This is a genomic window from Actinomadura sp. WAC 06369 (assembly GCF_003947565.1).
Taxonomy (GTDB): Bacteria; Actinomycetota; Actinomycetes; order Streptosporangiales; family Streptosporangiaceae; genus Spirillospora; species Spirillospora rifamycini.
Genome location: NZ_QHJN01000008.1, coordinates 32455 through 49201, shown reverse-complemented (window position 1 = coordinate 49201; position 16747 = coordinate 32455). Strand labels below are relative to the sequence as shown.

The following is a 16747-nucleotide window of genomic DNA, read 5'->3' as shown; positions in this document are numbered from 1 at the left end:
CGAAAGGAACTGCGGCACAGTGCGCACCGACCTCATCAAGCCGCTGCCCGCCACGCTCAAGGAGCACGCGGCCCGCTTCCCCGGCAAGGCGGCTTTCGAGGACGACCACCGGGCGGTCACCTACGGGGACCTGGAGGCGCGGACCGGCAGGCTCGCCGGGCACCTGGCGGACCTGGGCGTCCGCCCGGGCGACCGGGTGGCGATCTGCCTGCGCAACTCGGTGGCCGCCGTGGAGAGCTACCTGGCGATCGTGCGCGCGGGCGGTGTCGGGGTGCCGCTCAACCCGGCCTCGGCCCGCGCCGAGCTGGAGTACCTCCTGGACGACAGCGGCGCCGCGGCCGTCGTCACCGACGCCGTGCAGGCGCCGCGGCTGCCGGTCGCGCCGCACGCCACGCTGCTGGTGACGGGCGATACCGCGGAGCGGCCGGGCGATACCGCGGAGCGGCCGGGCGTGCACTCCTACGACCGGCTCGCGGTCACCGAACCCGCCGTTCCCGCCCGCGACGACCTGGGTCTCGACGACGTGGCCTGGATGTTCTACACGTCGGGGACGACCGGCCGGCCGAAGGGCGTGCTGTCGACGCAGCGCAACTGCCTCTGGTCCGTCGCGGCGAGCTACGTCCCGATCCCGGGGCTGACGGACGGCGACCGGGTGCTGTGGCCGCTCCCGCTGTTCCACAGCCTGTCGCACATCGCGTGCGTCCTGTCCGTGACGGTGGTGGGCGCGACCGCCCGCCTCGTGGACGGCGGCGACGCGGGGGACGTGATCCGCGCGCTCCGCGAGGAGGAGCCGACGTTCCTGGCGGGCGTCCCCACGACGTACCAGCACCTGGTGACGGCCGCGCGGGAGCAGGGGTTCGCCGCGCCCGGCCTGCGGATCGGGCTGGTCGGCGGCGCGGTCCTCGGGTCCGGGCTGCGCCGCGACTTCGAGGAGACGTTCGGCGTCCCGCTGGTCGACGCGTACGGCAGCACCGAGACGTGCGGGGCCATCACCATGAACGCGCCGGACGGCGCCCGCGTCGACGGCTCGTGCGGCCGTCCCGTGCCGGGGGTCGGGGTGCGGGTCGTCGACCCCGACACCGGGCTGGACGTCCCCGCCGGGACGGAGGGCGAGGTGTGGGTGCGCGGGCCGAACGTCATGGTCGGCTACCACAACGGCGCCGAGGAGACCGCGGCGGCGATGCGGGACGGCTGGTTCCGGACCGGCGACCTGGCCCGGTGCGACGAGGAGGGCTACTTCACCATCCGCGGGCGGGTCCGGGAGCTGATCATCCGCGGTGGGGAGAACGTGCATCCCGCCGAGGTGGAGGCGGTCGTGCGCACGGCGCCGGGCGTCGCCGACGCCGCGGTGGCCGGCGCGCCGCACGGGACGCTCGGCGAGGTGCCGGTCGCGTACGTGATCCCCGGCCCGTCCGGGGTCGACGTCCAGGCCCTGGTGGAGCTGTGCCGCGAGAAGCTCTCCGCCTACAAGGTGCCCGAACGGGTCTACGAGGTCGCGCGCATCCCCCGCACCGCGTCGGGCAAGACCCAGCGGCGCCTCCTGGCGGACGAGCCGGGCCGGCTGCGGTACGCGGCGAGCGGGCGGCACGACGCGCTGACGGGCGTGGACTGGGTCGCGGTGCCGGAACCGGCGGACCCCGCGCCGCCGGAGAGCTGGGCGCTGGTCGGTCCGGCGGACGGGCTCGCCGCCGCGCTGGAGGCGGCGGGCGCCCGCGTGCGGCGGTACCCGGACCTCGCGGCGGCGGCCGGGGCGGAGCCGGTCCCGGACGTGACGGTGCTCGTGCGGCCGGACGGTCCGGCGCCGGATCCGGTCGCGGCGGGCCGCGCCGGCGCCCGCGCCCTGGCGGACGGCGTGCGGGCCCGGTCGGCCCGGCCGGACGCGGCGGCGTCCCGGCTGGTCGTCCTCACCCGCGGCGCGGCCGGTGCCGTCGAGGGGGACGGCGCCCTGAACCTGGCCGACGTCCCGCTGTGGGCCGCCGCCCGCTCCTTCCCGGACGTCCCGCTCACGGTCGTCGACCTCGCCCCCGGTGCGGACCCGGACCCGGACGTCCTGCGGGCCGCGGTCGCGGCGGACGAGCCGCACGTCGCGGTGCGGTCGGGCGCGCTGCTGGCGCCCCGGCTGGCCCGCCTGCCCGTGGACGGCGCGCCGCGCCCGGAGCCGTGGGCCGGAGCCGGCGGCACGGTGGTGGTCACCGGAGCGGGCACGGAGCACGGCGCGGCCGTCGCGGGCCGCCTGGCGGCGGTCCACGCGGTGACGAGCCTGCTCCTGGTCGATGCCCCCGGCGCCGGACCGGCGCCCGCCGTGGCGGGCGCCGACGGGACGGACATCGTCCGGGTGACCGCGGACGGGCGCGCGCCGGAGCCGCTGCGGGCGGCGCTGGCCGCCGCGCGCCCCCCGGTGACCGCGGTCGTCCACGCCGCCGACGATCTCGACCTGGCGGTGCTGCTGGACGAGCTGACCGCGGGCGACGCACCCTCCGCGTTCGTCGTGGTGGCCGACGCCGCCGGGCTGCCGGGACCGTCCGGCGACCCGGGCGCGGTCGTGGACGGCGCCCTCGCCGCGGCGCTCGTGCGGAACCGCCGGCTGCGGGGCCTGCCGGGAAGCTTCGTCGCCTGGTCCCGCGAGGCCGGACGGCCGAGCGATCTGCTCGCGGCGTTCGACGTCGCCGTCACGGCGGGCCGCTCGCCGGTGCTGGCGCTGCCGCCGGGCACCCCGGCCCCGGGCGCCGACGTCCCCGCGCTGTTCAGGGACCTGGTCGAGGCGCCGTCGCGGGGCCGCGAACCCGATGCGGCCGTCACGGCGGCGCTGCGCGACCGCCTGGCGGACCTGGACGAGCGCGCGCAGCTCGCGCTGCTGGAAGACCTGGTGCGCACGCAGGCCGCGCTCGTGCTGAGGGAGCCGGGACCCGAGTCGGTCCCGGCCGACCGCGCCTTCCGCGACCTCGGCTTCACGTCCCTGGCCATCGTGGAGCTGCGCGACCGGCTGACGGAGGGCACCGGGCTGCGGCTGCCCGCCGCGGCCGCGTTCGACCACCCGACCCCGGCGGCGCTGGCGTCCCGCCTCCGGGCCGACGTCCTCGGCGTCTCCCGGCCGCCCGCCGGGACGGCCCCGCCCGCGGAGCCCGACGCCGGCGGGCCCGTCGCGATCGTGGGCATGGCCTGCCGCCTGCCCGGCGGCGTCGCCGGGCCGGAGGACCTGTGGCGGCTGGTGGCCGAGGGCGGCGACGCCGTCTCCGGCTTCCCCGACGACCGGGGCTGGGACCTGGAGCGCCTGTTCGACCCGGATCCCGACCGCGCGGGCACCTCCTACACGAGCCGGGGCGGCTTCCTGCGTGACGCGGCGGCGTTCGACGCGGGGTTCTTCGGGATCTCGCCGCGCGAGGCGCTCGCGATGGACCCGCAGCAGCGGCTGCTGCTGGAGACGTCGTGGGAGGCGCTGGAACGCGCCGGAGTCGACCCGCTGTCCCTCAAGGGCGGCGACGTCGGCGTGTTCTCCGGCGTGTTCGGGCACGGTTACGGCGCCGGAGCGGACGCGCCGGAACTGGAGGGCTTCGCGACCACCGGGTCCGCGTCGAGCGTGGCGTCGGGCCGGGTGTCGTACGTGTTCGGGTTCGAGGGCCCGGCGGTCACCGTGGACACGGCGTGCTCGTCGTCGCTGGTGGCGCTGCATCTGGCGGCGCAGGCGCTGCGGTCGGGCGAGTGCTCGATGGCGCTGGCGGGCGGCGCGACCGTGATGGCGACGCCCGACACGTTCGTCGAGTTCTCCCGGCAGCGGGCCCTCGCCCCCGACGGGCGCTGCAAGGCGTACGCGGACGGCGCCGACGGCACCGGCTGGGCCGAAGGCGCGGGCGTGCTCGTCCTGGAGCGGCTGTCGGTGGCGCGGGAGCGCGGGCACCGGGTGCTGGCGGTGCTGCGGGGCAGTGCGGTGAACCAGGACGGTGCGTCGAACGGTTTGACGGCGCCGAACGGCCTCGCGCAGCAGCGGGTGATCGGCAGGGCGCTCGCCGCCGCCGGGTTCGCGCCGTCCGACGTGGACGCGGTCGAGGGCCACGGCACCGGGACGGCGCTGGGCGACCCGATCGAGGCGCAGGCGCTGCTCGCCGCCTACGGGCAGGGCCGCGAGCCCGGGAAGCCGCTGTGGCTCGGGTCGCTGAAGTCGAACATCGGGCACGCGCAGGCCGCGGCGGGCGTCGCGGGCGTGATCAAGATGGTGCAGGCGATGCGGCACGGCGTCCTTCCGGCGACGCTGCACGTGGACGCGCCCACGACCGAGGTGGACTGGTCCGCGGGGGCCGTCGAGCTGCTGACCGAGTCCCGCGAGTGGCCGCGCACCGGGCGTCCGCGCCGGGCCGGGGTGTCCTCGTTCGGTGTCAGCGGGACGAACGCGCACGTGATCCTCGAAGAGGCCCCCGAGGAACCGGCCGTCGAGGAGGCGGCGCCGTTCGACGGCCCGGTGCCGCTGGCGGTGTCGGCGCGGAGCGCCGCGTCGCTGGCCGGGCAGGCCGGCCGGCTCGCCTCGTTCATCGGGTCCGCCGCTGCCTCCCCGGCGGGCGCGGCCCGGGCGCTGGCGTCCGGCCGGGCGGTGCTGGACGAGCGTGCCGTCGTGGTCGCGGGCACCCCCGAGGAGGCCGCGTCCGGCCTGGAGGCCCTGGCGCGCGGCGAGCACGCGCCCGGTCTCGTCACGGGCAGCGCGGACGTCCCGGGGAAGGTCGTGTGGGTCTTCCCGGGGCAGGGCACGCAGTGGGTCGGCATGGGCCGGGAGCTGCTGGAGTCGTCCCCGGTGTTCGCCGAGCGTGTCGCCGAGTGTGCCGCCGCGTTGGAGCGGTGGGTGGATTGGTCGCTGACGGACGTGCTGCGCGGTGAGACCGAGCCGGGCTTCCTGGACCGGGTCGACGTCCTCCAGCCCGCGAGCTTCGCCGTCATGATCGGCCTGGCGGCTGTGTGGGAGTCAGTCGGCGTGCGACCGGACGCCGTGGTGGGCCACTCGCAGGGCGAGATCGCGGCCGCGTGCGTGGCGGGCGCCCTGTCGCTGGACGACGCCGCGCGGGTGGTGGCGCTGCGAAGCCAGGCAATCGCGACCGAGCTGTCGGGACGCGGCGGGATGGCGTCGGTCGCGCTGTCGGAAGCCGACGTGGCGGCCCGCCTGGAGCCGTGGGCGGGCCGGGTGGAGGTCGCGGCGGTCAACAGCCCCGTGTCGGTGGTGATCGCCGGGGACGCCGACGCGCTCGACGAAGCGGTCGAGGCGCTGGACGCCGACGGCGTCCGCGTGCGGCGCATCGCCGTCGATTACGCCTCCCACAGCAGCCACGTGGAGGACATCGAGGACACGCTCGCCGAGGCGCTGGTCGGGATCGAGGCGCAGGCGCCGACGATTCCGCTGCTGTCGACGGTGACGGGGGAGTGGATCTCCGAGGTCGGAGAGGTCGACGGCGACTACTGGTACCGGAACCTGCGCAACCGGGTCCGGTTCGGACCAGCCCTGTCCACTCTGCTCGACCAGGGGCACGGTGTGTTCGTGGAGGTCAGTGCCCATCCGGTGCTGGTTCAGCCGATCAGCGAGATCGCCGACGACGGTGTCGTCGTCGGGTCGTTGCGCCGCGATGACGGCGGGATGCGGCGGTTGCTGACCTCGATGGCCGAGTTGCACGTCCGGGGTGTCGACGTCGACTGGACGTCCGTCCTGCCGCCCGCGTCCGGCCGGGTGGACCTGCCGACGTACGCGTTCGACCACCGGCGCTACTGGCTCGAGCCCGCCCGGTCGGCGTCGGACGCCGCGTCGCTCGGGCAGGCGGCGGCCGACCATCCGCTGCTGGGCGCGGTCGTCGGCCGGCCGGGCTCGGCCGGGTTCACGGCGACGTCGCGGTGGTCGGCGCAGTCGCAGCGCTGGTTCGCCGACCACGCGGTGGGCGAGGCGCTCGTGGTGCCGAACGCGGCTCTGGTCGAGGTGGCCGTCCGGCTCGGCGACCTGGCCGCCGTCCCCGTCCTCGACGTCCTGACCGTGGACGCGCCCGTGGTGCTGCCGCGGCGCGGCGGACGCGACGTCCAGGCCGTCGTCGGGGAACCGGACGGCGCGACGCGGCGGCGGTCGGTGGAGATCTACTCGCGCGCCGCGGACGCCCCGCTGGACGCGGCGTGGACGCGGCACGCGCACGGCACGCTGGCGCCCGCCGCCTCCCCGGCGCCGCCGCCCGCAGACACCGCCGAGGTCGCCGAGGTCGGTCTGGACGGCGACGCGGTCCGCGACGCGGACCGCTACGGGATGCATCCCGCGCTGCTCGACGCCGCCGTCCGCACCGTCGTCCCCGACGGGGAGGTGCCGTCGGTGTGGACCGGGGTGACGCTTCTGGCGGCGGGCGCGGCCGCGCTGCACGTCCGTCCGGGCGCGGTGTCCGACCGGGGGACCGGCCTGGTGCTGACCGACCCGGCGGGCGGGCCCGTGATGACCGTGGAGGCGGTTCGCGGGACGCCGTTCCCCCCGGAGGACGCGGGCGTCGCCGGTGCGGGCGCGTCCGCGCGCGACGCCTTGTTCCACGTGGACTGGGTGCGGTCGCCGCTCCCGGCCGTGGACCGCGAACCCGCCGTCGTGCCCGTCGCGGCCCGCGAGGACGTCGCCGCGTCGGCCGCGTCGGCGCCCGACGTGCTGCTGTACGAGGCCGGGGCCGCCGCGGACCCCCGCGCCGCGATCGGCGCCGCGCTGGGAGTGCTCCAGGGCTGGCTCGCCGAACCGGCCCTGGCGGACGCCCGGCTGGCCGTCGTCACGGGGGACTGCACCGGACTCGCCGCGGCCGCCGTGTGGGGCCTGGTGCGGTCGGCGCAGTCCGAGCACCCGGGGCGGATCGTCCTGGTCGACCTCGACGACGCGTCCCGGGGCGCGCTCCCCGCCGCGCTGCTGAGCGGCGAGCCGCAGGTGAGGCTGCGCGACGGCGTCGCGGAGGTGCCGCGCCTGGCGCGCGTCCCGGCGGACGAGGCGGCGGAGCGCCGTCCGCTCGACCCGGACGGCACGGTCCTGATCACCGGCGGCACCGGGACGCTCGGCGCGATGGCGGCGCGGCACCTCGTCACCGCGCACGGCGTGCGGCACCTGCTGCTGGTCAGCCGCCGGGGGCACGCCCCCGCGCTGCGCGACGAGCTGACCGCCCTGGGGGCGTCCGTCACCGTCGCCGCCTGCGACACGGCGGACCGGGCGCGGCTGGCGGAGGTGCTGGCCGCCGTCCCGGCCGAGCATCCGCTCACCGCCGTGGTGCACACCGCGGGCGTCCTGAAGGACGGGGTGCTCACGGAGCTGACCCCGGACCGCGTCGACACGGTGCTGCGGCCGAAGCTGGACGCGGCGCTCCACCTGGACGAGCTCACCCGCGACCTGGACCTGGCCGCGTTCGTGCTGTTCTCCTCGGCGGCGGGCGTGCTGGGCAACCCCGGGCAGGCCAACTACGCCGCCGCCAACGCCGCGCTCGACGCGGTGGCCGTCCGGCGGCGCCGCCTCGGGCTCCCGGGCGTCTCCCTCGCCTGGGGGTACTGGGAGACGGCCAGCGGCATGACCCGGCACCTCGGCGCCGCGGACCTGCGCCGCAACCGGCGGACGGGCATGGCCGCGCTCTCCGCCGCGGAGGGCATGGCGGTCCTGGACGCCGCGCTGGGCGCCTCCGGCGCGCTCGTGGCGGCGAAGCTCGACCCGCGGGTCCTCCGCGCGAACGCGGGCGCGGGCGAGCCGGTCCCGCCGCTGCTGCGCGGGCTCGTCCCGGCGGCGCGGCCCGCGGCGCGGACGGCCCCGGCGGCGGCCGCGGCCGGGTCCCCGGCGGACCGCCTCGCCGGGCGCACCGCCGCCGAGCAGACCGAGGCCGTGCTGGACCTGGTGCGGCGGCACGCCGCCGAGGTGCTCGGGCACGACACCGCCGAGTCCGTCCGTCCCGACCGGTCCTTCAAGAGCGCCGGGTTCGACTCGCTGACCGCCCTGGAACTGCGCAACCGGCTGGCGGCGGCGACCGGGCTCGCGCTCTCCCCGACGCTGGTCTTCGACTACCCGAAGCCGGCCGCGCTCGCCGAGCACCTGCGGGCCCTGCTCACCGGCGGCGCGGCGGACCGCCCCGACGGCCGCCGCCCCGCCGGGCCGGGGCCCGCGCCGGACGACGAGCCGATCGCGATCGTGGCGATGTCGTGCCGCCTGCCGGGCGGCGTCCACGGCCCGGAGGACCTGTGGCGGCTGGTGGCCGAGGGAGGCGACGCCGTCACCGGGTTCCCGACCGACCGGGGCTGGGACACCGAGGGGCTGTTCCACGCCGACCCCGACCACGAGGGCACCACCTACGTGCGGCACGGCGCCTTCCTGGACGACGCCGCCGGGTTCGACGCCGCGTTCTTCGGCATCTCGCCGAACGAGGCGCTGGCGATGGACCCGCAGCAGCGGCTGCTGCTGGAGGCGTCCTGGGAGGCGTTCGAACGGGCCGCGATCGACCCGACCGCGCTCGCCGGGCAGGACGTCGGCGTCTTCGTCGGCGTCAACGCCCACGACTACAGCATGCGGACGCACGGGGCGCCGGGCGTCGAGGGGTTCCGGCTCACCGGCGGCTCGGGGAGCGTCGTGTCCGGGCGGGTCGCCTACCACTTCGGGTTCGAGGGCCCCGCCGTCACGGTCGACACCGCGTGCTCGTCCTCGCTGGTGGCGCTGCACATGGCGGCGCGGTCGCTGCGGTCGGGCGAGTGCTCGATGGCGCTGGCGGGCGGCGTGATGGTGATGGGCGGCGTGGAGACCTTCGTGGAGTTCTCCCGGCAGCGCGGCCTCGCCCCCGACGGCCGGTGCAAGCCGTTCGCGGACGGCGCGGACGGCACCGGCTGGTCCGAGGGCGTCGGGCTGCTGCTGGTGGAGCGGCTGTCGGAGGCCCGCCGCCGGGGCCACCGGGTGCTGGCCGTCGTCCGCGGCTCGGCGGTGAACCAGGACGGCGCGTCGAACGGGCTGACGGCGCCGAACGGGCCGTCGCAGCAGCGGGTGATCCGCAGGGCGCTCGACAGCGCCGGCCTGGCGCCGTCCGACGTCGACGCCGTCGAGGCGCACGGCACCGGCACCGTGCTCGGCGACCCGATCGAGGCGCAGGCGCTGCTCGCCGCCTACGGGCAGGGCCGCGAGCCCGGGAAGCCGCTGTGGCTGGGGTCGGTGAAGTCGAACATCGGGCACGCGCAGGCCGCGGCGGGCGCCGCGGGCGTGATCAAGATGGTCATGGCGATGCGGCACGGCGTGCTGCCCCGGACGCTGCACGTGGACCGTCCGTCGTCCAAGGTGGACTGGTCGGCGGGCGCCGTGGAGCTGCTGACCGAGGCCCGCGCGTGGCCGCGGGACGGGCGTCCGCACCGGGCGGGCGTGTCGTCGTTCGGGATCGGCGGCACCAACGCGCACGTCATCCTGGAGGCCGCCCCCGACGAGCCGACGCCCGGCGAGCTGACGCCCGGCGAACCGGAGCCCGCGCCGGAGGCGGCGGACGTCCCCGTTCCGCTGCCGGTGTCGGGACGGACACCGGCCGGGCTCCGCGGCCAGGCGGGCCGCGTCGCGCGCTTCCTGGACGACCGTCCGGACGTGCGCCTCGCCGACGCCGCCCACGCGCTCGGCACCGCGCGGGCTCACCTCGACCACCGCGCCGTGGTCGTGGCACCCGACCGGGACCGCGCCGCCGCGGACCTGGCCGCGTACGGGAGCGGCACCGAGCCGGCCGCGGTCGTGTCGGGCTCCCCGGTCGACGGCAAGCTGGCGTTCCTGTTCACCGGGCAGGGCGGCCAGTGGGCGGGCATGGGCCGCGGGCTCGCCGCCGCGTTCCCGGTCTTCCGGGACGCCTTCGCCGCCGCGTGCGCGGCCGTGGACGGGCACCTGCGCGGGCACGCGGAACGTCCGCTGCGCGAGGCGGTGTTCGCGCCGGACGGCGACCTGCTCGACCGCACCATGTACACGCAGGGGGCCCTGTTCGCCCTGGAGACGGCGCTGTTCCGGCTGTTCGAGTCGTGGGGCGTGCGGCCGGACCTGCTGGCCGGGCACTCGATCGGTGAGATCACCGCCGCGCACGTCTCCGGAATGCTCGACCTGGAGGAGGCGGCGGCGCTGGTCGCGGCGCGCGGCCGGCTGATGCAGGACCTGCCCGCGGGCGGCGCGATGGTCGCGGTCCAGGCGACCGAGGCCGAGGCGGCCGAGCTGCTCGCCCGGACCGGCGGCGGCGCGGCGTGCGTCGCGGCGGTGAACGGGCCCGACGCGGTGGTCCTGTCCGGCGCGGAGGGCGCGGTGCTCGCCGCCGCCGCCGAACTGGCCGGACGCGGCCGCAAGACGCGGCGGCTGCCGGTCAGCCACGCCTTCCACTCGCCGCTCATGGAACCCGCGCTGGCGGAGTTCCGCACCGTCCTGGCCGGCCTGCCGGTCCGCCCCGGCGACCTGCCGATCGTGTCCACGCTGACCGGCCGGGTGATGGAGGACGGGACGTTCGGCACGCCGGACTACTGGGCCGACCAGGCGCGCGGCGCGGTCCGGTTCGCCGACGCGGTCACCGCGCTGCGCGACCGGGGCGCGGCGACGTTCCTCGAACTGGGGCCCGGCGGGTCCCTCGCCGCGATGGCGCTCGGCACGCTGGGCGGGGAGGAGCGGAGCTGCCTGGCGACCCTGCGCAGGAACGGCGCCGAGGCCGCCGACGTCCTGACCGCGCTGGCGGGCCTGCACGTGCGCGGCTCGTCCGTCGACTGGGCGGCGGTGCTCGGCCGTCCGGCGGCGGAGGTCGGGCCCGAGCTGCCCACCTACGCGTTCCAGCACCGCCGCTACTGGGTCGAGGCCGGCCCGGCGGCGGGCGGCGCGGACCGGCTCGGCGTCCCGCACCCGCTGCTCGACGCGGTGGTCGAGGTGCCGGGCACCGGCGGCGTCGTCCTCACCGGGCGGCTCCCGGCGCCGGACGGCACCGGGCACCCGGCCGCCGTGCTGCTGGAGGTGCTCGTGCGGGCGAGCGCCGAAGCGGGCTGCGGCGCCCTCGAACAGGTCGCCGTCGAGGCGCCGCAGGCACCGCCGGAACCCGGCCGCCTCGACGTGCGGGTGACGGTGGACGGGCCCGGACCGGACGGCCGCCGCCGCGCGGCCGTCCACACCCGGCCCGCCGGTCGCGGGCGCGGGCCGTGGACCCGCCGCGCCGGGGCCGTGCTGGTCCCCGGGCTGCCCGAACCGGCCTTCGACCTGCGGGGCGCGGCCGGCCTCACCGAACTCGCGCTGCCGGACGACGCGGCCGGGCGGGACGGCGCGTTCGTCCTGCACCCGCTGCTCGTCGACGCCGCGCTGCGCGCCGCGGCGGGCGACGGCGGCGGCGACCTGGCGTCCTGCGCCCGCCTGGCGGTGTTCGCCGAGCGCGCGACCGCGCTGCGGCTGCGGATCACCCCGGCGGAGGACGGCGGCCCGCTGCTGGAGTTCGCGGACGCGGCGGGCGCCCCCGTCGCGGCCATGGGCCCGGTGACCTTCGCCGCCCCCACCGGCGCACCCGCGGAACCGGCGGACGGCGCACGGCACGTCCGGCCGGTGCCGCTCGACCGGCGCGCGGCGGCGCGGTCGAACGGCGCGGGCGGCACGATGGCGGACCGGCTGGCCGGGCTGCCGGACCCCGACCGGTTCCGGGCCGTGCTGGACCTGGTCCGGGAGAGCACCGCGGTGGTGCTCGGGCACGGCGGCCAGGACGGCTTCGAGGAGGACCGCTCGTTCCGCAGCCTCGGCTTCGACTCCCTCGGCGCGGTCAAGCTGCGCAACCGGCTGCGCGACTTCACCGGGGTGGACCTGCCCAGCACCCTGGTCTTCGACCACCCCACGCCCGCGCGGCTCGCCGAGCACCTGCGCGCCGAACTGCTCGGCGAGCGCGCGGCGCCGCGGGCCGTCCCGGCGGCGGTCCGCGACGCCGACGAGCCGATCGCGATCGTCGCGATGAGCGCGCGGCTGCCGGGCGGCGTGGACGGTCCGGAGGACCTGTGGCGGCTGGTGGCCGAGCGCCGGGACGCCGTCTCCGGCTTCCCGCTGGACCGCGGCTGGGACGTCGAGGGGCTGTACGACCCGGACCCCGCCCGCGCGGGCACCAGCTACACCCGCTCGGGCGGGTTCCTGTACGACGCCGCGCAGTTCGACGCCGGGCTGTTCGGGATCTCGCCGCGCGAGGCGCTCGCGATGGACCCGCAGCAGCGGCTGCTGCTGGAGACGTCCTGGGAGGCGCTGGAGCGGGCCGGCATCGACCCGCTGTCGGTGCGCGGCAGCGACGTCGGCGTGTTCACCGGCATCGTCCACCACGACTACGTGACCCGGCTCCGCGAGGTGCCCGAGGACGTCCAGGGCTACCTGATGACCGGCACCGCGTCGAGCGTGGCGTCGGGCCGGGTGTCGTACGTGTTCGGCCTCGAAGGCCCGGCGGTCACCGTGGACACGGCGTGCTCGTCCTCGCTGGTCGCGATCCACCAGGCCGCCCACGCGCTGCGCTCCGGCGAGTGCTCGATGGCGCTGGCGGGCGGCGCGACGGTCATGGCGAGCCCGGACGCCTTCCTGGAGTTCTCGCGGCAGCGGGGGCTGTCGGCCGACGGCCGGTGCAAGGCGTACGCGGACGGCGCGGACGGCACCGGCTGGGCCGAGGGCGTCGGCGTCCTGCTGCTGGAGCGGCTGTCGGTCGCGCGGGAGCGCGGGCACAAGGTGCTGGCCGTGATCCGCGGCAGTGCGGTGAACCAGGACGGCGCGTCGAACGGGCTGACGGCGCCGAACGGCCCGTCGCAGCAGCGGGTGATCCGCGCGGCGCTGGCCAAGGCCGGGCTCGGCCCCCTCGACGTGGACGCCGTCGAAGGGCACGGCACCGGGACGGCCCTCGGCGACCCGATCGAGGCGCAGGCGCTCCTCGCCACCTACGGGCAGGGCCGCGACCCGGAGCACCCCCTGTGGCTGGGGTCGCTGAAGTCGAACATCGGGCACACGCAGGCCGCCGCGGGCGTCGCCGGCGTGATCAAGATGGTGCAGGCGCTGCGGCACGGGGAGCTGCCCGCGACCCTGCACGTGGACGAGCCCACGACCCAGGTGGACTGGTCGTCGGGTGCGGTGCGGGTGCTGACGGAGTCCCGCGCGTGGCCCCGCGACGGCCGTCCGCGCCGGGCCGCCGTGTCCTCCTTCGGCGCCAGCGGGACGAACGCCCACCTCATCATCGAGGAGGCCCCCGCCGAGGAGCCGTCCGGCGCGGCCGACGCCCCGGACACCGGGGTGGTGCCGCTGGTCGTCTCGGCCGGGAGCGCGGGAGCGCTGGCTGGGCAGGCCGGCCGGCTGGCGGCGTTCCTCGACGGCTCCGCCGGGACGCCGCTCGCCGCCGTGGCCGGGACCCTGCTGTCGTCCCGGGCGACGCTGGCGCGGCGGGCGGTCGCGGTGGCGGGCACCCGCGAGGAGGCCGTCGCCGCGCTGGGCGCGGCCGCCCGCGGCGAGAACGCGCCCGGCCTGGTGACCGGCACCGTGGACGTGCCGGGAAGGCTGGCCTGGGTGTTCCCGGGGCAGGGTTCGCAGTGGGTCGGCATGGGCCGCGAACTGCTGGACGACTCGCCGGTGTTCGCCAAGCGGGTCGCCGAGTGCGCCGCCGCGCTGGAGCGGTGGGTGGACTGGTCGCTGACGGACGTCCTGCGCGGCGACACCGAGCCGGGCTTCCTGGACCGGGTCGACGTCCTCCAGCCCGCGAGCTTCGCGGTCATGGTCGGCCTGGCGGCGGTGTGGGAGTCGGCAGGCGTGCGCCCGGACGCCGTCGTGGGGCACTCGCAAGGCGAGATCGCCGCCGCGTGCGTGGCGGGCGCACTGTCGCTGGACGATGCAGCGCGAGTCGTGGCCTTGCGAAGCCAGGCCATCGCGGCGGAGCTGTCCGGACGCGGCGGGATGGCATCGGTCGCGCTGTCGGAGGCGGACGCGACCGCCCGCCTGGAGCGGTGGGCGGGCCGCGTGGAGGTCGCGGCGGTCAACAGCCCCGTGTCGGTGGTGATCGCCGGGGACGCCGACGCGCTCGACGAAGCAGTCGAGGCGCTGGCCGCCGACGGCGTCCGCGTGCGGAGGGTCGCCGTGGACTACGCCTCCCACAGCCGCCACGTCGAGGACATCGAGGACACCCTCGCCGAGGCCCTCGCCGGGATCGACGCCCGAGCACCGGCGGTCCCGTTCTATTCGACGGTGCTGGGGAAGTGGATCACAGAGGCCGGGGTGGTCGACGGCGACTACTGGTACCGGAACCTGCGCAACCGGGTGGGGTTCGCTCCGGCCGTCGCGGCGCTGGCCGACGAAGGCCACGGCGTGTTCATCGAGATCAGCGCCCACCCCGTCCTGCTCCAGCCCATCAGCGAGATCGCCGACGGACGCGACACCGACGCCCTCGTCGTCGGGTCGCTGCGGCGCGACGACGGCGGCCCGCGCCGCCTGCTGGCCTCGATGGCCGAACTGTTCGTCCGCGGCGTCCCCGTCGACTGGACGTCCGTCCTGCCGCCCGCGCTGGCGCCGGTCGACCTCCCCACCTACGCCTTCGACCGCCGCCACTACTGGCTGGACGAGGCGGACGCCGCGGCCGTCGAGGGCGAGGCCGCCGGAGGCGCCGACGCCGACTTCTGGTCGGCGGTCGAGAAGACCGACGCCGACTCCCTGGCCGACCTGCTGGAACTGGCGTCCGCCGAGCAGCGCGGGGCGCTGCGCGACCTCGTCCCGGTGCTCGCCGGCTGGCGGGAGAAGCGCCGGGAGCGTTCGGACGCGGAGCGGCTCCGCTACCACGTCACCTGGAAGCCGCTCGACCGCGACGCCGCGGGCGTGCCGGGCGGCCGGTGGCTGGTGGTCGCCCCGGCGAGCCCGGCCGGCGACGAGCCGGACGACGGCCTCCTCGCCGAGCTGACCGGGCAGGGACTCGGCACGGTCCTGCTGGAGGTCGGCGGCGGCGACCGCACCCGCGAGCGGCTCGCCGAACGCCTGCGCGACGTCCTGGCCGGGCACGACGTCGACGGGGTGCTGTCCCTGCTCGCGCTCGACCGCGGCGCCGCGGCCCCGGCCGAGTGCGCCGCGACGGCGCTCGCGCTCGTCCAGGCCCTGGGCGACGCCGGCGCCTCCGCGCCGCTGTGGTGCGTGACCCGGGGCGCGGTGAACATCGGCATCCAGGACGCCGTCACCGCACCGGCCCAGGCGGCGGTGTGGGGGCTCGGCCGGGCCGCCGCGCTGGAGCGCCTCGACCGGTGGGGCGGGCTCGTGGACCTGCCCGCGACGGTCGACCGGCGCGCGGTGCGGGCCCTCCTCGGCGTGCTGTCCGGCGCCACCGGCGAGGACCAGCTCGCGGTCCGGCGCTCCGGCGTCTACTGCCGGCGGCTCGTCCGCAGGCCCGTGCCGGAGCCCGCGGGGGACCGCTGGCGGCCGCGCGGCACGGTCCTGGTCACCGGCGGCGCGGAGGGCCTCGGCCGGCACGCCGCCGGGTGGCTCGCGCTCGCCGGCGCCGAGCGGCTCGTCGTCACCACCACCGCGGCCGCGCCGGACGGCTGCGTGCCGGAGCTGCGGGACGCCCTGGCCGGGATGGGGCTGGACGTCGCCGTCGAGTCCTGCGCCGACGCCGACCGCGACGCGATCGCGCGGCTGGTCGCCCCGGACGTCCCGGACGACCCGGACCGGCCGCCGCTCACGGCCGTCGTCCACACCGCCGACATCGCCCGGACCGGCACCGTGGACGACACCGGTGAGCGCGACCTCGCCGAGGTGTTCGCGGCCAAGGTGGACACCGCCGTGTGGCTGGACGAGCGGTTCGCGGACACGCCCCTCGACGCGTTCGTCGTCTTCTCCTCGATCGCCGGCGTGTGGGGCGGCGGCGGCCAGGGCCCGTCGGGCGCGGCGAACGCCGTCCTCGACGCGCTCGTCGAGCGGCGCCGCGCCCGGGGCGGGCGGGCCACCTCGATCGCCTGGGGCGCCCTCGACGAGGTCGGGGTCGGGATGGACGAGGCGACGCTCGTCCAGCTGCGGCGCCGCGGCGTGCTGCCCATGGCGCCGAAGCTCGCGGTCACCGCGTTCGCGCAGGCGGCGGAGGGCAACGAGAAGTCCGTGACCGTGGTCGACATGGACTGGGACGCCTTCATCCCCGCGTTCACGTCGGTCCGGCCCAGCCCGCTGTTCGCCGACCTGGCGGAGGCGCGGGCGGCGCTCCGCGCGGCCCAGCCGGACGGCGAGGACGGCGACGCCGCCGCGTCCCTCGCGGAGTCGCTGCGCGGGGTGCCGGACGCCGAGCAGAACCGCGTCCTGCTCCGGTTGGTCCGCAAGCACGCCTCGACGGTCCTCGGCCACGGCGACGTCGAGGGCATCGGCCCGCGCCAGGCGTTCCAGGAGGCCGGCTTCGACTCGCTGGCCGCCGTCAACCTGCGCAACAGCCTGCTCGCGGCGACCGGGCTGCGGCTGCCCGCGACGCTGATCTTCGACTATCCGACCCCCGAGGCGCTGGTCGGCCACCTGCGCGCGGAACTCCTCCGGGAGCCCGACGACGGCCCGGACGGCCGCGAGGAGGAGCTCCGGGGGGTGCTGGCGACCGTGCCGCTCGCCCGGTTCCGGGAGGCGGGCGTGCTCGACGCGCTGCTCGCCCTCGCCGAGCCGGACCCCGCGGACGGCGACGGCGCGGGCGAGCCGCCGCCGACCGCCGCGCCCGGGAGCGCGGACGACGCGGAAGCGATCGACGAACTGGACGTCGCCGGCCTCGTGCAGCGGGCCCTCGGCGGGACGGGCTGAACACCGATGGAGAAC

Annotated in this window: 1 protein-coding gene; it reads left to right on the top strand. The window is 77.8% G+C overall.

What is annotated here, in order from left to right; genetic code table 11:
• The first annotated feature begins 19 nt into the window (after positions 1–19).
• Complete coding sequence (locus DMH08_RS42585; protein WP_125611692.1) at positions 20–16732, top strand: type I polyketide synthase; 16713 nt, start codon at positions 20–22, stop codon at positions 16730–16732.
• Positions 16733–16747 lie beyond the last annotated feature (15 nt).